An 18,618-nucleotide genomic window follows, 5' to 3' on the forward strand; every position below is an offset into this window, starting at 1 on the left:
ATGGAGAGGGCGATGCAGTTCGATGTCGTGACGCTCTTTCCAGAAATGTTCCGCGCGCTGACCGACTGGGGTATCACCAGCCGTGCCGCGAAGCAGGAGCGCTATAGGTTGCGTACGTGGAATCCGCGCGATTTCACCACCGACAACTACCGCACAATCGACGATCGCCCGTACGGCGGCGGCCCCGGCATGGTGATGCTGGCGAAGCCGCTGGAAGATGCGATCGGCGCGGCGAAAGCGGCGCAGGCGGAGCAGGGCATCGGCGCGTCGCGCGTCGTGATGATGTCGCCGCAAGGCGCTACGTTGAATCACGACCGTGTCATGCGGTTCGCCGCTGAGCCCGGCCTGATCCTGTTGTGCGGGCGCTATGAAGCGATCGATCAGCGTTTGCTCGACCGTGTCGTCGACGAGGAAGTCAGTCTCGGCGACTTCGTGCTGTCGGGTGGCGAATTGCCCGCGATGGCGTTGATGGATGCAGTCGTGCGCCAATTGCCCGGCGTGCTCAACGACTCGCAATCGGCGGTGCAGGACAGCTTTGTCGACGTGCTGCTGGATTGTCCGCACTACACGCGTCCTGAGGAATACGATGGCGTGCGTGTACCTGATGTGCTGCTCGGCGGCCATCATGCGGAAATCGAGGCGTGGCGTCGGCGTGAAGCGTTGCGCAACACGTTGAACAAGCGGCCCGATCTGATCGTGAAGGCCAGAAAGAACAAGATGTTGAGCCGTGCCGACGAGGCATGGCTCGCAAGTCTCGCAAAGGAAGAGTCGAAGGCGTAAAGCCGGCGGTCTTTCTAGCGGACACCAGGCGGCGTCGCACATGCGTGTTCGGCGCCAGATGTGAACCCATCCTCTATCGGGGCCGTAGCCGAGCGCAACAGGAAACTTCGCGCAAGGCAGGTACGAACGCCGACAAGATGGATCTAGGAGTCAGTAATGAATCTGATCGCAAAACTCGAGCAGGAAGAAATCGCGCGCGCCCTCGGCGAGAAGACCATCCCCGAATTCGCCCCCGGCGATACGGTGATCGTCAGCGTGAACGTGGTTGAAGGCACGCGTAAGCGTGTTCAGGCTTACGAAGGCGTCGTGATCGCCAAGCGTAACCGTGGTCTGAATTCGTCGTTCATCGTCCGCAAGATTTCGTCGGGCGAAGGCGTCGAGCGTACGTTCCAGACGTACTCGCCGCTGCTGGCAAGCATCGTCGTGAAGCGTCGTGGCGATGTGCGTCGTGCGAAGCTGTACTACCTGCGCGACCGTTCGGGCAAGTCGGCTCGAATCAAGGAAAAGCTGGTCTCGAAAGACCGCGCTGCTTCCCAAGCGTAAATGCTGTAAGAAAAAGCACCCCTCGCGGGTGCTTTTTTGTTTGCCAGGTCAAAATAGCGGCATGTCCCCTATCCGCTCATTCGAGAGACCCGTTGATCCGCCCCGCCTTTGAGCCTGAAGCCCTGCCTGTCGAAGCGACCGGCGCCCATTTGCCGCCGGTGGCCGGCGAGCGCCTCACACCCGATGGCCTGCGCGCGCGCTTCGAGCAGCGTCTTGACTGGACGCCCGAGCCGATCGTCGAAGCGCCGTGGCGCGTCACGCAGGGCGATCCGCGTGTGGCGTCGGTACTGGTGCCGCTGGTGGTCCGCGAGCGCGGGCTGACCGTGTTGCTCACGCAGCGTGCCGACCATCTGAACGATCACGCGGGCCAGGTGAGTTTTCCGGGCGGCCGCCAAGAACCCTTCGACGCCGACGCTACCGCGACCGCGCTGCGCGAAGCGCAGGAAGAGGTCGGCCTCGCGCCGTCGCGGGTGGAAATTCTCGGCGCATTGCCCGACTATCTGACCGGCACGGGGTTTTGCGTGACGCCGGTGATCGGTCTCGTGCATCCGCCGTTTGCATTGAAAATGGATGAACTCGAAGTGGCCGAAGTCTTCGAAGTGCCGCTCGCCTTTCTGATGGATCCGGCGAATCACGAAGAGCGCGTGTTCCGTTACGAGGGCGGCGAGCGCCGCTTTTTTACGATGCCGTATCCGCGCAATGGATCGACGGAGTCGAGTGGGCAGGGTGGCGGCGAAACAGGCAGTCATCATTTCATCTGGGGCGCGACGGCGGCGATGCTGCGTAACCTGTATCGCTTCCTCGCTGCGTGATTCGCGGGCGAGCCGTGCGTGAACATGCACTTGCCTGATGTTTGTCAGTGTCGGCGCTCAGTCGAATCCGACCCTGTGCTATCGTTATAAAACAATCGTAAAAACTCAAAAAGCACGGCGCATCGCATGACTTTTTTCTCCGTATTGCTGGCTCTGATCATTGAACAGGTACGCGCGCTGTCACCGAACAATCCGGTGTCCGCGTTGCTTCAATACCATGCGGAGTCGGCGGCGCACGGATTCGATGCCGGCAAGCCCAAGCACGGGCTGCTCGCGTGGCTCGTGGTGGTGGTGCCCTGGACGCTCGCCGTCGCGCTCGTCTACTACGTGCTGTATCACATTCATTTCGCGCTCGCGTTCCTGTGGAACGTCGCGGTGCTGTACTTCACGCTCGGCTTCCGCCAGTTCAGCCATTACTTCACCGACATTCACCTCGCGTTGAACAACGACGACGTGCCGCGCGCGCGCGAAATTCTGAATGAATGGACCGGGCTTGAAACGGTCGATATGCCCGTCAGCGAGATCGTCCGTCATACGCTGATTCATGCGGTGGTCGCTTCGCACCGCCATGTGTTCGGCGTGTTCTTCTGGTTCCTGATTCCGGTCGGGCCGGCGGGCGCGGTGCTGTACCGGATCGCCGAGTATCTGGCGCGGGCGTGGGCGCGTCCGGGCGACGAACGCACCGTCGCGTTTTCGAGCTTCGCGCAGCGCGCGTTCTTCGTGATCGACTGGGTGCCGTCGCGCTTGACGTCGCTGGGCTTTGCGATCGTCGGCAATTTCGAAGACGCGATCTATGCGTGGCGCAATCACGCGCGGCAGTGGCCCGATGCGAACGACGGCGTGTTGCTCGCCGCGGGCAGCGGTGCGCTGGGCGCGCGCCTGAGCGGGCCGCTGGCCGAGCCGTCGAGTCTGGACGCGCTCGCCACCGGCGACGGCGGTCCGATGCAGGTCGGCGACGACTGCACGCCGCGCACGCTGCAATCGGCGGTGGGTCTGGTGTGGCGCGCCGTGGTGCTGTGGATGATTCTGCTGCTGATGCTGACCATCGCGGTGTGGCTTGCCTGAGGGGCGCGGGCCTCGACAGGAAAAAAGGCAGTGCATAAAAAAACCGGGCAATCGCCCGGTTTTTTTATTGCCTTTGACTTGCGCGGCTTTGCTACGTATTGGCGGCAACGCGAACGAGGCCATAACGTATGCGTCGTGCCTGAACCGCTTCAGCATTTATCGCCCACGCGCAAACTGCATTGACCCAACCTGATAACCGACGCCTCTCGCACCAGCACCGTCTCCGTCACCCACCATCACCCATCCAACGGGTCACGCGCAGTTCCGCATTGCCAGCACACCGTGAACTGCGCTTCGAGCATTTCACCGCACTGACGGCATCGCCATCCCGGCGAGTCCGCTGCCGGCCCGTGCGAAGCCGCCTCGATCAAACGCCGGGCCATTGCTTCGTCGCGTTCATCGACGAGCCACAACTCCGGCGCGCACTGATCCGCCGGAATATCGCCGAGCGCGCCGTTCAGATAGCGGTTGTGCAACTCGCAAGCGATGCCCGCGGTCTGCAGCACGTTGACCCAATGCTGTCCGGTGATCAGATTCGGCGCGCGCATCAACCTCATGTCAGCGCACGATCTGACTGGCTTCGTGTACGAGTTGCGCGTACAGCGCGTGCCGTTCGCGGCGAATGCGGCCGTCCGCGACCGCTTCGAGAATCGCGCAGCCCGGCTCGTGCAGGTGATGGCAGTTGTAGAAGCGACAGTTCGGCAGCAGCGGCCGGAACTCCGGAAACGCGCGCTCGAGTCGCCCTTCGGTCAGATGATGCAGGCCGAATTCCTGGAAGCCCGGCGAGTCGATCAACGCGCCGCGTGCGCCGCTCGTGGCGCTGTCGTCGCCGCCTTCAATCCTCGGCAACGGATAAAGCCGCGTGAACGTCGTGGTATGGCGTCCGCTGTTCAACGCCGTCGAGATCTCGCGTGTGGCGACTTCGGCATCCGGAATCAGCAGGTTCACGAGCGTCGACTTGCCCATGCCCGACTGCCCGAGCAGGAGCGTGGAGTGACCGCGCAGATGCTCGATCAACGCGACACGCGCGGCTTCGGGTTGCGTCTTGATCGACACCTCGACGACCGTATAACCCAGCGCGCGATACGACTCGAGCCGCCTGCGCGCGCCTTCGAGTTCGCCGGTCACGTCGATCTTGTTCAGCACGATCAACGGCTTCAGTTCGTTCGCTTCGGCGGCGACGAGCGCCCGGCCGAGCAGGTCTTCGCTGAAATGCGGCTCGGTGGCGAGCACGATCAGCAGCTGATCCAGATTCGCGGCGAACAGCTTCGACTTGTACTGGTCCGAGCGATACAGCAGATTGCGCCGCTCACCGATCTCGACGATCACGCCTTGGTCCGCGGAAGTCGGCTCGTAAATCACGCGATCGCCGACCGCCACTTCGCTGCGCTTGCCGCGCGGGAAGCATTGGAGCATGGGGCCGCCGTCTTCCGGCGCGACCAGATAGTGGCGGCCATGCGCGGCCACGACGAGGCCGCCCACGCGTGTGCTGGCCGACGCGCGCGGCGCTTTCGGGGAGCGGCCGCTCATGCGTGCCGCAGCAAACGGTCGATCCGCTGCGACGCCGGCGGATGCGAGTAGTAGAACGCGGTGTAGAGCGGATCGGGCGTCAGGGTCGACGCGTTGTCCTCGTACAGCTTGACGAGCGCGTTGACGAGGTCTTGCGCATCGGTCTGCGTCGCGGCGAACGCGTCGGCTTCGAACTCGTGCTTGCGCGAACTGAGGCTGCCGAGCGGCGTGACGAAGAACAGGAATACCGGCAGCGCGAGGAAGAACAGCACCAGCGCGAGACCGCTATTGCCGCCGATCAGCGACGGCCGCACGCCGAGTCCTTCGTAGAACCACACGCATTGCGACAGCCAGCCGAGCAGCGCGAGCATCACGAGGCTGATCGCGAAGGTGACGAGCATCCGCTTGATCACGTGACGGCGCTTGAAGTGACCGAGTTCGTGCGCGAGCACCGCTTCGATCTCGCTGCCCGACAGGCGCGCGAGCAGCGTGTCGAAGAACACGATCCGCTTGGCCGCGCCGAAGCCGGTGAAGTACGCGTTGCCGTGCGCCGAACGGCGGCTGCCGTCCATCACGAAGAGGCCCTTGGCGGCGAAGCCGCAGCGCTTCATCAGCGCTTCGATACGGCTTTTCAGCGCTTCGTCCTTGAGGGGCTCGAACTTGTTGAAGAGCGGCGCGATGAACGACGGATACAGCACCAGCACGAGCATCTGGAACGCGACCCACACAACCCACGTCCACAGCCACCACAAGCTGCCGGCCTGGTTCATCAGCCACAGCACGACGAACAGCAGCGGCAGGCCGAACGCGGCGCCGAGCACGACGCCCTTGATGCGGTCGATGAAGAAGATGCCCTTGCTCATCCGGTTGAAACCGAAGCGTTGTTCGATCACGAACTGCCGGTAGTAGTCGAACGGCAGGTCGATCACGCTGGTGATCGCGATCACCGCGGCGACCAGCGCGATCTGGCCGATGTAGCCGCGCCCGAGCCAGTCGGAGATCGCCAGATCGAGCGCCTGCACGCCGCCGAGCAGCGTGAGGCCGATCAGCACGGCCGCGCTGACGACGACCTCGATCATCGTGAGACGGGTGCGCTCGACGGTGTAATCGGCGGCGCGCTGGTGCGCGCTCAACTGGATGGTGCCGGCGAACTGGCTCGGCACCTGCTCGCGATGGCCGGCGACGAAGCGGATCTGCCGCGACGCGAGCCAGAGTTTGGTGCCGACCATTGCCACGACGGCGATGACGAACAGAACGGTGAAGTACAGGGTAGGCATCCGGGGATTCCGTGGTATCTATGCGAGAATTATATGTTTGTTCCTGCCTCGCGGCGGGGGATACGCTCAAAGCGGCTTAAACCGGCTCGATCCGCCTCGAACCGGTTCGAGCCAGACGCTCAAACCAATCTCAAACGAACCAGCGCCGTGGCAGGCGAGCTTCCTGCGAAGCCGCCGGCCAAGGCCATCAGGGTTGCCTTCATGACTGACATCCTCGCATCCACCGAACAGCCGCCGCTCGTACGCAGCGACATGAATCTCATCTGGCTGGACATGGAAATGACCGGGCTCGAGCCCGACTCCGATCGCATCATCGAAATCGCGGTGGTGGTGACCAATTCGACGCTCGACCGGATGGTCGAAGGTCCGGTGCTGGCGATTCACCAGAGCGATGAAACGCTCGCCGGTATGGACCAGTGGAATCAGAACACGCATGGCCGCTCGGGCCTGATCGACCGCGTGAAGGCGTCGACGGTCAGCGAGGCCGACGCCACCGAACAGATCCGCGATTTCCTCGCGCAGTATGTGCCGCCCGGCAAATCGCCGATGTGCGGCAACTCGATCTGCCAGGACCGCCGCTTCATGGCGCGCTGGATGCCGGACCTGGAGCGCTTCTTCCACTACCGCAATCTGGATGTCAGCACGCTGAAGGAACTGTGCCGCCGCTGGCAGCCGGTCATCTACAAGGGCTTCCAGAAGCGCGCGATGCACACCGCGCTGGCCGACATCCACGAGTCGATCGACGAGCTGAAGTACTACCGCGAGCACTTCCTGATTCCGTCGGCGCTGGACGCACCGGACGCGGCGGCCGGCGCGGAATAAGCCCTTGGGCCTCGTGAAGCGTTGAACCTTAAGCTGGCCGGGGCGCGCGCACCGCGTTCTTCGGCCGGAATGCCTTCACGACGTCGGCATGGGTTTCCACGTACGGGCCGCCGATCAGGTCGATGCAGTAGGGCACCGCGGCGAAAATGCCCGGCACCTTCACCGCGCCGGCCGTGCCGCTCGCATCGGTTTCGCGCAGGCCTTCCAGCGTTTCCCTGATCGACTTCGGCTGACCCGGCAGGTTGATGATCAACGCCGCATGGTCCGCCGTTTCGCGGATCACCGCCACCTGACGCGACAGGATCGCGGTCGGCACGAAATTCAGGCTGATCTGCCGCATCTGCTCGCCGAAACCCGGCATGTCCTTCGTCGCAACCGCGAGCGTCGCCTCGGGCGTCACGTCGCGCCGCGATGGCCCGGTGCCGCCGGTGGTCAGCACGAGATCGCAGCCCACTTCGTCGACCAGTTCGATCAGCGTCGCGGAGATAGTGGGCGCGTCGTCCTGGATCAGACGCGTCACGACCTGCCACGGCGACGTCAGCGCCGTGCCGAGCCACTCCTGCAAAGCCGGAATGCCCTTGTCCTCGTACACGCCGCTGGATGCGCGGTCGCTGATCGACACGAGGCCGATCACGATTTCGTCGGCATGCTGGCGGACCGCCTTGGCCGCTTTACTCGTCGCGGTCGTCATCGTCGTCTTCCAGGGCGTCGTCGGCGTCGGAATCGCTCTGCGCGGACGGGCCGTCCGCGTTCTTGATCCACTGGAACAACTCGCGGAAATAGCGCGGCGGCTTGCTTTGCTGCGCTTCCCTGCGGGCGTTGCGGATCAGCGTGCGGCCCTGCTGCGGGTCGGCGTTCGGATGCTGGCGGATGAATTCGGTCAGCGCGGCGTCGTCGGCGAGCAGCTTGTCGCGGGTGCGCTCGATCCAGTGGAGCTTGGCCGTCTCCGCCTTGTTGACGCCGTTGTAAGTGTCGAGCGCGGTGCGCAGCGCGGCGGTTTCGTCGTCCAGCAGCGAGCGCATCACGCGGCCGACGTATTGCACCTGGCGGCGCTTGCCTTCGTGGTCGGTGATGCGGCGCGCTTCGCGCACGGCGTCGTCGAGCTTTTCGGGCATCGGCATGCGCTTGAGCGCGTCTTTGGGCAGCGCGATCAGCGCCGCGCCCAGTTCCTGCAGCTCGTGCATTTCGCGCTTGAGCTGGGACTTGCTGGGGCGGTCGTAACCGTTCTCGTCGACTTCCGGCGCGGCGGAGTCGATAGGTTGAATGCGGGTTTTGCGTGTCATGGCGGTATTGTAGCGTGCCGCGCCTGCGGGACCCGCGCAGTGGGCGTGTACAAGGGCTTTTGCGTGGCGGAGTGGTGGTGTGAAACGAAGCGGCGGGCGACCTCGCGGCAACCCGCAGTCAACCCTCGGGCAATGCACGGGCAACCCTCGCGCAACCGCGCGAACCACCTCGCGCCCAACCCGCGCCCAACCCGCGCTAGCCCGCAGGCAACTGCGCCTGCGCTCCTGGAACAACCCGCCTACGGCAAGCGAACGCCAGCCTCCCGCGAATGCCAGGTACGCCAGCGCGTACCTTGCTATGATCGCGGGATGCGTCAACCACCGCGCGCTTGCACGAGCATGCGCGCGGCATGTGCGAACACCTTGGGCCGCTCGGCCCCGAACAGGACGGCAACGACAATGGCAGCAGACATGGACGTCAAGCAGCGCTTTTTTCCGCATACCCAGGATGAACTGAAGGAAATCGCCTCGGACATCCTTCGTCACGCGAAGTCGCTCGGCGGCACCGACGCGGCAACCGAAATCTCCGAGGGCGACGGCCTGTCCGTCTCCGTGCGGCGCGGCGAAGTCGAGACGATCGAACACAACCGCGACAAGATGGTCGGCGTGACGGTGTTCATCGGCAACAAGCGCGGCAACGCGAGCACCTCGGACTTTTCTTCGCAGGCGCTGAAGGACACGGTCGCGGCGGCGTACAACATCGCGCGCTTCACCGCGGAAGACGACTGCGCCGGCCTCGCCGAAGCCGAGCTGCTCGAAACCGCGCCGCGCGATCTCGATCTCTATCACCCGTGGAATCTGTCCGCCGACGAAGCGGTCGAAATCGCCCGCCGCTCGGAAGACGCCGCGTTCGCGACCGATCCGCAGATCAAGAACTCGGAAGGCGCAAGCGTGTCGGCGCAGCACTCGCAGTTCGTGCTGGCCACGTCGCGCGGCTTCCTCGCGGGCTATCCGTACTCGCGCCACTACATCGCGTGCGCGCCGATCGCCGGCAGCGGCCGCAACATGCAGCGCGACGACTGGTACACGTCGACCCGCAGCGCGGGTGACCTGGCCGACCCGGAAGCGGTGGGCCGCTATGCGGCGCAACGCGCGCTCTCGCGCATCGGCGCGCGCGGCCTCGATACCCGCAAGGTGCCGGTGCTGTTCGAGGCACCGCTCGCCGCCGGTCTCCTCGGCGCCTTCGTGCAGGCCACGAGCGGCGGCGCGCTGTATCGCAAGACGTCGTTCCTCGTCGATAGCCTGGGCAAGCCGGTGTTCGCGCCGCACGTGCAGGTCGTCGAAGATCCGCACGTGATCCGCGCGATGGGCAGCGCGCCGTTCGACGAAGAAGGCGTGCGCACGAAGCAGCGCTCGGTCGTGAAGGACGGCGTGGTGGAAGGCTATTTCCTGTCCACCTATTCGGCGCGCAAGCTCGGCATGCAGACCACCGGCAACGCGGGCGGCTCGCACAACCTGTCGCTGCGCAGTTCGAACACGCGCCCGGAAGACGACTTCGAAGCGATGCTGAAGAAGCTCGGCACCGGCCTGTTGCTGACCGAACTGATGGGGCAGGGCGTGAACTACGTCACCGGCGATTACTCGCGCGGGGCGTCGGGCTTCTGGGTCGAGAACGGCAAGATCCAGTATCCGGTCGAGGAAATCACCGTGGCAAGCACGCTGCAGGAGATGTTCCACCACATCGTCGCGATCGGTGCGGATACGATCACGCGCGGTACCAAGCAGACCGGCTCGGTGCTGATCGAACGGATGACGATCGCGGGACAGTAAGCGCTCCGCGTCGAGCGGTTGGGTCTTGCCGCGCTACAAACAGAAACGCCACGCAAGATTTTGCGTGGCGTTTTTTTATCGAGCCGTGTCGCGCATTGCGGACGCCGCAGCGGCAACGCCGCCGACTGCTTCAGCCGTGCCGCGGTACGCTCATGCAACGGCTCTCAAACGTGTTTGCGCTTATACGTGACGAACGCATAGTCGAAGTCGTTCGGCGCGTCCGCGCGATGCGTCTCGTGCGCGACTTCTTCCCATTCGTTTTCATCGAGCTTGGGGAAGGTGGCGTCGCCATCGAAGTCCGCGGAAATCTCAGTGACGATCAGCTTGTCCGCTTGCCGCAAACCTTCGGTGTACAACTGCGCGCCGCCGATCAGAAACGCTTCCGGCGCCTGGTCCTGCGCGGCGAGACGCAATGCGTCCTCGAGCGTCGTGGCGGCGTCGCAGCCCTGAAAGCGGCGCGTCGCATCGCGCGTCACGACGATGTTGCGGCGTCCCGGCAATGGCCGGCCGATCGATTCGTGCGTCTTGCGGCCCATGATGATGGGCGCGCCCATGGTGGTGCGTTTGAAGAACGCGAGGTCTTCGGGCAGTCGCCAGGGCAACTGGTTGTCGCGGCCGATCACGCCGTTGTTGGCGCGAGCGACGATCAGGGTGAGCGTCGTCATCGAGTGGAAAGGGGAACGTAACCGGATCGATTCTACCTGACGCGCCAACGGGGACCGCCGGCCGTTCCCCCGGCTCGCCGCCGCGCCGGCACCCCGCGTCATTCGCGGGCCGCATCGCCGCCCGCCGCGAAGACTGCCTTGTCTTCGGCGTCGCTCAATTCGCGCAGGCCGTGCTGACCCATCAGCCGGTACAACGTGACGCGCGAAATGTTCAGGTCCGTCGCGGCCTCGTTCAGCCGATGCCGATGGCGCAGCAACGCCGCTTCGATCGCGCGCTTTTCGGCGGCCTCGCGCGCCTGCGTAAGCGTCACGCCCTGCTGCTCGCTGAAGTGCGCGAGGTCGAGGTCGTCGGCGGAAATCAGCTTGTTTTCCGCCATCACGATCGCGCGGCGCACGCGGTTGATCAGCTCGCGCACGTTGCCGGGCCACGTGTAGTTGTAAAGCGCCTCGATCGCGGACGGCGTGAAGCCGCGAATCTTGCGCGCGCTGTCGGTCTTGAACTTGTGCAGGATGTGATACGCGAGAATTTCGATGTCCTTGCCGCGTGCCCGCAGCGGCGGCTCGTCGACGCGCAGCACGCACAGCCGGTGAAACAGGTCCGCGCGAAAGCGCCCGTCGTGCATCGCCTCCTCGAGATCGACGTGGGTCGCGGAAATGATCCGCACGTCGACCGGGATCGATTCGCGCCCGCCCAGCCGCTCGATCTTGCCTTCCTGCAGGAAGCGCAAGAGGCTCGCCTGGCTTTCGAGCGGCAGATCGCCGATTTCGTCGAGCAACAGGGTGCCGCCGTCGGCGGCTTCGACCCGGCCGATCTTGCGCTGATTCGCGCCCGTGAACGCGCCGCGCTCATAGCCGAATAGTTCGGATTGCAGAAGATGGTGTGGGATCGCGCCGCAATTGATTGCGATGAACGGCGCCTTGCGACGCGGCGAGCGTTCGTGGATCGCGAGCGCCGTCAGCTCCTTGCCGGTGCCCGACTCGCCGGAGATGAACACGCTCGCGTCGGTGTTCGCTACCTTGCGGATCGTGCGAAAGAGCTGCTGCATCGCTTCGCAGGTGCCGACCATTTCCTCGTCGCCGGAATCGCCCGGCGGCGGCGTGAGTTCCGGCTCGCACAGCGTCACCATCCCGAACGCGTGGCCGACCAGATAGTCGACCGTCGCATGCGCGACCGGCGTTTTCACGAAGTCGAAACAGTAGTGGCGCACGAGCCGCCGCGCGAGCGGATCGTTCAGGCGCTCGCTGGTGGCGAGCGCGATCCAGCCGACCTGCTGCTGGCGCAGGCTCGCTTCGAGGCCGCCCAGATCGCGCGGCGGAAAGCTCGCCAGATCGACGATACCGGCGCACGCGACGCCGGGCTTCACGAGGCGCCCAAGTTCGTACGCCGAGCGCGCGGTGGCGACCTGCCAGCCCCGGCTTTTCAGATGCGCGACGAGTGGCTCGTCCAGCACACGCGCCGCGTACAGCAACGGGCGTTCGAGCTGGCGACGCGCCACCGCCGCGCCGCCGTCGATGGCGGCGAGGGCGGTCGACGCACCGTTCGACGGCGCCTCGGCGGCCCCGGCCGCCGACTGCGGCCGCGCCAGCGCCAGATGCGATCCTGCTCCGGCCACCGGAGCGACACTGGTCAGATGAGGTGATTCACGCACGTTCGACCTCGCATCGTTGACACGTCAGAAGGTGTAGGGAAACCGCACGCCGACCACGAAGTTCGGCGCATCCGGCGTGAGCCCGATCGACACCGCGCCGTTGATGGTCAGGTGTTTGTTCACGACGTGGTTCAGGCCAAAATTCATCGCGGCGGCCGTGGTTTCGCTGCCCGGCACCTTTTCGTACGAGCCGCCCGGCGCACGCGTTTTCGATTCGGGCTCGAGCGCCATCGTGAACGAGATGCTGGCCGAGTCCTTGTCCGAGAACGCGAGCGCCACGCCGCCGCCAAACTGCACGATGTCGCCGAGCTTGACCGTCGCCGGCTGGGTTTGCCCCTCCACCGACGAGATGTCCGCGAACGAGCGCGCGAGATTGTAGGTGTACGAAACACTGCCGAACAGCACCACCGGGTCGTAAGTCTTCAGCACCGAGACGCCGGCCGTGATGTTCCAGAAGCCGGTGCCGGTAGGCAGCTTGCTCGGCGCGACCAGGTTGGTGTTGCCCGGTTCCAGTTGCACCAGCTTCAGGCCGAACGGCGAGGTACCGGTCGGCGCCTTGAAGCGCAGACTGCCCACGATGTCCGGCAGGCTGTTGGTCTCTTTCAGGAACTGGTAGTAGATGCCGAAGTTGACATCGCCGAGCGCGCTGCTCGTCACCGACGCATCGGACAGCGTGCTCGCCGCGCCGCCCGCCCCACCGACGATGAAGTTGCTGCGCCGGTACACATACGGCACGTCGACGTCGACGCTGATGCGGTCGGTCAGGCCGTAGCGCGTGTCGAGGTCGGCCATCAACTGGTGCGACTTGGTCTCGCCCAGGTTGATGTTGCCGAGGAAGATCGCGTCGAGCGCAAGGAAGCCGGACAGCTGCAACTGGCGGCGATCGTAGTAGGTGTCGCTGATGCCGAAGTCCATCGTCAGCTTGTGGTCGAACAGCGGCGCGTGTTCACGCTGCACGACCGCCTGTTCCGCCTGCGTGCGCACCGGCTCGGCGGCGCGCTGGGTCTGGCCGACCGCGCCGCCGCTGCCGTCGGTGGCGGCGGGCAGGCCGCCCGCGTTGCCGGTCGCATTGCCGCCGTCGGGCGGCGGCGGAGTGACCGGCACCCCGGTCGCGGTGCCCGTGCCGCCGCCCGGCGCGGGCGTGACCATATTGACCTGGGCGAGCGGCGGCAGCGGCACCGGCAAGCCGTCGGCGCCGGGCTGGTCGGCCACGGCCTGACTGTCCGCGGGCGCACCGGCGCCCGGCATGCCGCGGCCGCGTTGCGCCATTTCCAGATGGACGACCTGGCGTTCGAGCGAGTGGATCTGCCGCTGCTGTTCGTCGACGACGCGCATCAACGTGTTCAGGCGTTCTTCCACGGATTGTCCGGCGAGCGCCTGCGCGCCCGCCGTGTGAGAAAAGGCCAATAGCATGACGGCGGCCGGAATGGCCGCCAGTGCCATGCGCGGCACCCTGATCGATGAACGATTTTTCATTGTGTGCTCCCCCGGTATTACGGCCGCGCGCCGCCGTCCCCCTGACGGCGCGCGGTCATTTCTGTACTGCCTTTCTACTGGTCCGGTGGCAGGTGGCGGCCCGCCGGTTTATCTCCTGTTTTGCAGCGCTTGTAGTGCGCCCAGCTGACGGATCATCGCGGCCGACATCTGCTGCGTCTGCAGATGCAACTGCAATGCGTTGGCGACTTGCTGGCTATTGCCTGCAATCTGCAGCAACTGGGCGATCTGCCCATTGCCCGGCGTAATGGTCTGAGTGGCGAGCCCGGCCGGTGTCTGCAGCGCGACGCGCACGCCGTTGCCGCTGAACGAAATGCCGGCTTTGACTGAGCCGGTCGAATTGCTGGCCGTGGCTGACGGTGCGTTGGCGGCGCTCGCCAGTGTCACGGCGTTGTTGTTGAAATCGATCAGCGCGGAGTTCAGGCCGCTGTTGCGATCGCCCGCCACCTGCGTGACTTGCGATACGCCGTTGACCGTGATGCTCTGACCGCCGTCGACCCGCGCATTGGGATTGGCACCCGAGCCGCCTGCGGGGCTGCCGGGTCCGCCACCTGTCACGCTCGCCAGCGTGGTGACGGAGGTGGAGATCTGACCGGCCGTGTTCTGCACCGCGGCGAGCGTGCCCTGGGCCAGGGCGGCCACGCCGTTGGGCAACTGCCATTGCGACAGAACGTTCAGAACGAAACCGGAGATCATCGACGCGCCGGCATATTTGCCTGTCTGATTGGCGAGCACATCGTCGTCGACCATCTGCACCCTGAGAGTGGCGGCGTCGGTGTCGTGCGTAGCGAGAAACTCGGGCACCGGTGGCAAGCCGATGCTTTGCGACGCATGGGCGCTGCCGGTCACGCCGCAGATGACGGCGCAGATGGCAAGCCCGAGCTGTGTGAGGTGTTGCTTCATGGTTGGGTCAGAACATGTCTGCCTTGTTCAAGCCGTACTCGACAAAGGGAGTCGCGGCAGTGCCGTTAGCCAGCGCACTGGCGCGCAGTTTCAGCGCGAGCGACTCGTTGTCCTGCAACAGCGGTGAATCCTCCCTGAAGGGTTTGCCGAGGACCGCGAACACGAGACCGTTCCAGGTCTTCGCGAAGTCCTCTTCGAGCACGATGCGATTTCCCAGGGCGGGGTCCGCGATGAACACGCGGCCGTCCTGCGCATGTTTGACGATCACGAAATGCTCGTACCCGTCGATGTTCATCAGAACCATGACGGGAATCTGCAAGTGGTAGAGCGCGTCGACGTTGACGCGAAAGCCGCGGCCGCGCAGACCGATGGTCTCGACGAAGTTCTTCATGTCGAGCATCGAGAAGCCGTTCTTGACGACCACTTCCGGGGTCGAGAAAACCATCATCCGGCGAATCAGTTCGGTCTCCGGAATATCGATACCGTAGCCGAACTTGAGCAGGGTGGCGAGCGCCGCCGCACCGCAGCTGTAGTCGAACTGCTGGTTGACGATGTGGCTGTAACGGAGGTCCTTCATCGAACGAACCGTCTTCGTCAGCGGCACGCCCGCCAGGGTGGACGTGTCGATGGTCGACTGCGCGTAACTCTGGTCCACGCACAGCGTGCAGCTTGCCAACGCCACGGCGAACCGTAGCGCCGGGAACCCCTTGAACCCGGACATGCTGGTCTCCTGCTGGTTCGCGCCGGCCGCTTCGATGGCGACCGGCGCGTCCTCCCAACTGTTCTGCTTTCTTCTGCCTGCCGTCGGTCCTGTCGGCAGCTTACCGGCCGCTATTGAGCGCGGCGATCGCGAGGCCGTTGTGCTGCAGGTTGCCCGCGCCGCCGGCGATGTTCACGCCGATGTTGCCGGACGCGCCCGCGAGCGAGTTGGCGCCCAGCATCGCGGTGCCCTGGAACTGCCCGACCACCGTCATGCCAGCGGTTTGCGCGTTGTCATCCGTGGCGATCATGGCGGTGGTCCGCGCGCGTTCCGGCGTGGTCGTCGTGACTGCACCGGCGAGGCTGTTGTTCTGCACGTTGCCGATACCCGACGCGACGTTCACCCCGACGTTGCCCGAGACATGCGACAGCGAGCCATCCCCGATCGACGCATTCAGATTGAAGTTGTTGATCTGGGCATTGCCGTTCGACGCCTGCGTGCTGAACACCTGCGCATTGCCGAACACGTTGCCGATGTCCACCGACGCAAGCGACACGTCGTTGCTCTGCGCGTTGCTGATGCCCTGCGCGATGTTGATGCCGAGGTTGCCCGACACGCCGCTCGCCGCATTGCTGCCGGTGGTGGCGGTCAACGTGCCGGCGGCCTGGTTGTTGTAGTACTGCGTGACCGTGCCGGTGGTGGTCGTGCTGCTGGTGGTCAGGCTGGCGTCGATGCCGAAGGCTGCGCCGTAGACGTCGGTGGACGACGAGCGGCTCGACGTGTAGCCGGATGAATGTCCGCCGGCCGATGCGTAACCCGAGCCTTCGTTGGCGTTGTAACCCCACACGCGGCCCTGGCCGGACGCTTCCGTTGCTTCGAAGCCGCCCGCGACGCCCGACGTGTTGGCGTAGCTCGATTCGTTGTAGCCGGCACGCAGACCGCCGCCGACGTTGAACGAGCCGTTGCCGTGCGACGGCGTGTCGTGCGCCTGATAGTTGTAGCCGCCGCCGATCGAGCCGCCCACCGCGAGATGGCCGCCGGAGTTGGAGCTCGTGTGGCTGAAGCCGCCCGCGATACCAGCGGCCTGCTGACTGGTTTCATAACCGCCGCCCGCTACCGACGCGCTCTGGTTGCCGTACGCATAGCCGCCCGATGCCTGGTAGCCTTGCGAGCCGGAGTTCATCGACGAGTGGCCCTGGGTCAGCACGGCGAAAGCGCTGCCGCTGCCCTTGATCGAGGTCGTGTTGCTGTTGTAGGTGGTCGCCACGCTGCCCATCATGTAGTTCTGGGCTTGCGGGACGAGCGACGCATTCACCGTGACCGACTGGTTGTTGTTGACCACCGCGCCGGCCGTGCTGGACACCTGCACGCAGCCAAACAGTCCGACCAGCCCTTCGACGGCGACCGCGTCGCCGACCAGCGTGGCGTTGAACAGGTAGGCCTTTTGCGGCGCGGCAAACGCGCTGCCGGATGCGGCAACGAGGACGGCTGCGGCAATAAGAGTGCGCTTCATGATTCGCTCCGATACTTTAAGTGTGGTCAGTTAAAAAAAGTGCCCGCCGGGGGACGGAGCACAAAACTGTTTGCCGTGGCGTTACCGGCGCCGGCTGCCTGGTTGATCTGCACGATCCCGCTGGCGTTCCTGAAGGCATCGCTGGAAATGCTTGCCTCGCGTACGCTATGAACCCCGATGGATTGACCCAGACCGCCGTTTTTCGGGGCCGTCGCGGATAGCTCCCCATCCGAGACGGACTCGACTCCGAGCGCCGCAGTCCCCAGCTGGGTGCTGTTGCGCTGCAGATTCCCTGCTCCGGCCGACTGGTTCACCAGCACCGCACCGGACGTATTCGAAAAAGCATTGGCTTCGATCGAGGCCCGCGCGGACGTGACCTTCGCGACGACCGTCGCGCTCTGCACGCTCGCGTTGAGGTTGCCGACCGCGCCGCCATTCGACACCGTGACCTGATTGACTTGGCCGTTGTCGATGCCGGCCGTTTCGTTGACCGTGAGTGCGCCGGCTACGCCGGCGCCCGCGCCGTTGCCTATGATTGCGGTGGTGCCGATGAGCGGCACCACCTGCGCATGGGCGTGGCTCGCGACGAGCGCCGCGCCGCTCATGCAGACGCACAGCGCCACCTGCCGCGAAAGACATCCGGGCGGGCTCATTTCAAACCTCCGGGCGCGCCGCTCAGCACGTTCGACAGCGGCGCGAGCGCGCCCGTCACCGACGAACTGATCGTGCCGCCGATGCCGGCCGTGGGGGCTCCGATGGCGCCGGCATTCAGCGCGACGTTGTTGCCGGTCGCCTTGCCGCTGAGGATCTGCGTGACCGCCTGCATGCCGGTGCCGTTGAGCACGCCATTGCTGGCTACGCCCGTTGACCCGTGCGCGTTCGTCAGATCGGAGTCGCCGACGAGTTGGGCGATGGCCGGATTGAACGAGTTAGCCGGGAAAGTGGTGGCTCGCACTGCGACCGGGTCCTGATCGCGGGGCACCGGGACGAACGCGTCGCGCGGCGTGACCGTGCGCTCGACGATGATGTCGCCCGGATTGACCGCCTGCTGCGCAACGGCCTCGCCGGCCAGGCATGGGGTGAGCAGGGCGAGGGCGCTTGCGACTGCGGCGGGCAGCCGGCTAAGGTCGCGGGCGGTCGACGCCGCCCGCGACCTGTGCGCGCGCGGCGTCCGAAGGGCGGTGGTCATGTCTCGGTCCTTTGTTCTGTTTTGTTCTGCGGATGACGGCCAGGGTGCGCCGTCGCCGTTGCATCGTTAATTTGTTCGCGCTACTTTCTCTGGTACGTGGCGACGTTGCTTTGCGCGGAGCGCGCGGCGTCGACCGGGATCGGCAACGGCGACGGCGGGGCGATTTCGTCCCACAGCGTCACGCGGGCGCCGCTATTGCCGCGCATCAACTGCGGCGTCGCAGCCACCATCAGCATGCCGACCGCGCCGCCGCGTTGCCGCGAGAGCGTCGGGTCGTCGAGCGCAATATCGTTCTCGGATGCCGCATCGGACGACGTGTCCGACGCATTGGGGACGAGCGGGGCGGATGGGTCGGCGGTGCCAGCCGTCGCATCGGGCGAGATCGTCGCGATCGGCTCAGTGCCCGCGAGTGGGGCGTTGGAAGCACCGGCGGATTCCGCCGGCGTGGCGGATGACGCCTGGACGGCCTGCGCGGCTTGGGCATGCACCGCGTCGGGCAGCGCGCTCAGAACGAGCGTCGCGCGCAGCGCGGCATACGGTGCGAATTTGCGCAGAGCGATGCGGAAAGCGAATCGCATGATGTGTCTCCCTGGTGCACCGCATTTAGCGAAACGTGTGCCATCGCTCGCAATCCTTTGATACGA

Annotated in this window: 20 protein-coding genes; 6 read left to right on the top strand and 14 right to left on the bottom strand. The window is 65.3% G+C overall.

Features of this window, described 5'->3' with window-relative positions:
- Nucleotides 1-12 precede the first annotated feature (12 nt).
- The 4 genes from trmD to BGI01S_RS02740 all read left to right on the top strand — a co-directional run bounded on the left by trmD (nt 13) and on the right by BGI01S_RS02740 (nt 3,200).
- Nucleotides 13-780: a tRNA (guanosine(37)-N1)-methyltransferase TrmD gene (trmD, locus tag BGI01S_RS02725; protein WP_042321936.1), complete on the top strand. Its 768-nt coding sequence runs from the start codon at nt 13-15 to the stop codon at nt 778-780.
- Between the two features lie 156 nt (nt 781-936).
- Nucleotides 937-1,323 carry a 50S ribosomal protein L19 gene (gene rplS / locus BGI01S_RS02730; RefSeq protein WP_020069334.1) on the top strand — a complete coding sequence of 129 codons (387 nt, stop codon included), beginning with the start codon at nt 937-939 and terminating at the stop codon, nt 1,321-1,323.
- 92 nt (nt 1,324-1,415) lie between these two features.
- A complete protein-coding gene (locus BGI01S_RS02735; protein ID WP_042321938.1) occupies nt 1,416-2,135 on the top strand; it encodes an NUDIX hydrolase in 720 nt (239 codons plus the stop codon).
- 126 nt (nt 2,136-2,261) lie between these two features.
- Nucleotides 2,262-3,200: a CobD/CbiB family protein gene (locus tag BGI01S_RS02740; protein ID WP_042321940.1), complete on the top strand. Its 939-nt coding sequence runs from the start codon at nt 2,262-2,264 to the stop codon at nt 3,198-3,200.
- A 236-nt stretch (nt 3,201-3,436) separates the two neighbouring features.
- Here the strand turns inward: BGI01S_RS02740 and BGI01S_RS02745 are convergent, their stop codons facing one another.
- From BGI01S_RS02745 to BGI01S_RS02755, 3 genes are read right to left on the bottom strand one after another with little or no spacing between them, the layout of a single operon-like run.
- Entirely contained in the window at nt 3,437-3,757 is a 321-nt protein-coding gene (locus BGI01S_RS02745; RefSeq protein WP_042321943.1) for a putative signal transducing protein, read from the bottom strand.
- Nucleotide 3,758: 1 nt separating this feature from the next.
- A complete protein-coding gene (gene rsgA / locus BGI01S_RS02750) occupies nt 3,759-4,730 on the bottom strand; it encodes a ribosome small subunit-dependent GTPase A (protein WP_042321945.1) in 972 nt (323 codons plus the stop codon).
- Entirely contained in the window at nt 4,727-5,986 is a 1,260-nt protein-coding gene (locus BGI01S_RS02755) for a M48 family metallopeptidase (protein WP_042321948.1), read from the bottom strand. Before BGI01S_RS02755 ends, rsgA begins: the two co-directional genes overlap by 4 nt.
- Before the next feature lie 201 nt (nt 5,987-6,187).
- Between BGI01S_RS02755 and orn the strand changes: the two genes are divergently transcribed.
- The gene (gene orn, locus BGI01S_RS02760; RefSeq protein WP_042322595.1) at nt 6,188-6,808 is read left to right on the top strand and encodes an oligoribonuclease; all 621 of its coding nucleotides are present in this window, start codon (nt 6,188-6,190) and stop codon (nt 6,806-6,808) included.
- Between the two features lie 28 nt (nt 6,809-6,836).
- Here the strand turns inward: orn and mog are convergent, their stop codons facing one another.
- Both mog and yjgA read right to left on the bottom strand, forming a co-directional pair.
- Nucleotides 6,837-7,499 (bottom strand): molybdopterin adenylyltransferase, encoded by a 663-nt coding sequence (gene mog / locus BGI01S_RS02765; protein WP_042321952.1) that lies wholly within the window; start codon nt 7,497-7,499, stop codon nt 6,837-6,839.
- A complete protein-coding gene (yjgA, locus tag BGI01S_RS02770) occupies nt 7,480-8,091 on the bottom strand; it encodes a ribosome biogenesis factor YjgA (RefSeq protein ID WP_042321953.1) in 612 nt (203 codons plus the stop codon). The genes mog and yjgA overlap by 20 nt, the downstream gene beginning before the upstream one ends.
- Before the next feature lie 399 nt (nt 8,092-8,490).
- On the opposite strand from yjgA, the gene pmbA reads away from it, so the two are divergent.
- Complete coding sequence (pmbA, locus tag BGI01S_RS02775; RefSeq protein ID WP_042321955.1) at nt 8,491-9,861, top strand: metalloprotease PmbA; 1,371 nt, start codon at nt 8,491-8,493, stop codon at nt 9,859-9,861.
- A gap of 164 nt (nt 9,862-10,025) precedes the next feature.
- Here the strand turns inward: pmbA and BGI01S_RS02780 are convergent, their stop codons facing one another.
- The 9 genes from BGI01S_RS02780 to BGI01S_RS02820 form a co-directional block, all read right to left on the bottom strand.
- Entirely contained in the window at nt 10,026-10,526 is a 501-nt protein-coding gene (locus BGI01S_RS02780) for a dihydrofolate reductase (protein ID WP_042321958.1), read from the bottom strand.
- 98 nt (nt 10,527-10,624) lie between these two features.
- Entirely contained in the window at nt 10,625-12,022 is a 1,398-nt protein-coding gene (locus BGI01S_RS02785; protein WP_408638619.1) for a sigma-54 dependent transcriptional regulator, read from the bottom strand.
- A 177-nt stretch (nt 12,023-12,199) separates the two neighbouring features.
- On the bottom strand, nt 12,200-13,651 hold the full coding sequence (locus BGI01S_RS02790; RefSeq protein ID WP_042321962.1) for a hypothetical protein: 1,452 nt from the start codon (nt 13,649-13,651) through the stop codon (nt 12,200-12,202).
- A 108-nt stretch (nt 13,652-13,759) separates the two neighbouring features.
- Nucleotides 13,760-14,572, bottom strand: a complete 813-nt coding sequence (locus BGI01S_RS02795) for a hypothetical protein (RefSeq protein WP_042321965.1) — start codon at nt 14,570-14,572, stop codon at nt 13,760-13,762.
- Between the two features lie 7 nt (nt 14,573-14,579).
- Nucleotides 14,580-15,293 (bottom strand): C39 family peptidase, encoded by a 714-nt coding sequence (locus BGI01S_RS02800; RefSeq protein WP_042321968.1) that lies wholly within the window; start codon nt 15,291-15,293, stop codon nt 14,580-14,582.
- 100 nt (nt 15,294-15,393) lie between these two features.
- Nucleotides 15,394-16,785: a hypothetical protein gene (locus tag BGI01S_RS02805; RefSeq protein WP_042321970.1), complete on the bottom strand. Its 1,392-nt coding sequence runs from the start codon at nt 16,783-16,785 to the stop codon at nt 15,394-15,396.
- A 26-nt stretch (nt 16,786-16,811) separates the two neighbouring features.
- Entirely contained in the window at nt 16,812-17,438 is a 627-nt protein-coding gene (locus BGI01S_RS02810) for a hypothetical protein (protein WP_042321971.1), read from the bottom strand.
- Nucleotides 17,435-17,974 carry a hypothetical protein gene (locus BGI01S_RS02815; protein ID WP_042321973.1) on the bottom strand — a complete coding sequence of 180 codons (540 nt, stop codon included), beginning with the start codon at nt 17,972-17,974 and terminating at the stop codon, nt 17,435-17,437. Before BGI01S_RS02815 ends, BGI01S_RS02810 begins: the two co-directional genes overlap by 4 nt.
- An 80-nt stretch (nt 17,975-18,054) precedes the next feature.
- Entirely contained in the window at nt 18,055-18,552 is a 498-nt protein-coding gene (locus BGI01S_RS02820; protein WP_042321975.1) for a hypothetical protein, read from the bottom strand.
- Between the last annotated feature and the right edge of the window lie 66 nt (nt 18,553-18,618).

The sequence above is a fragment of the Paraburkholderia ginsengisoli NBRC 100965 genome, assembly GCF_000739735.1.
Classification (GTDB): Bacteria; Pseudomonadota; Gammaproteobacteria; order Burkholderiales; family Burkholderiaceae; genus Paraburkholderia; species Paraburkholderia ginsengisoli.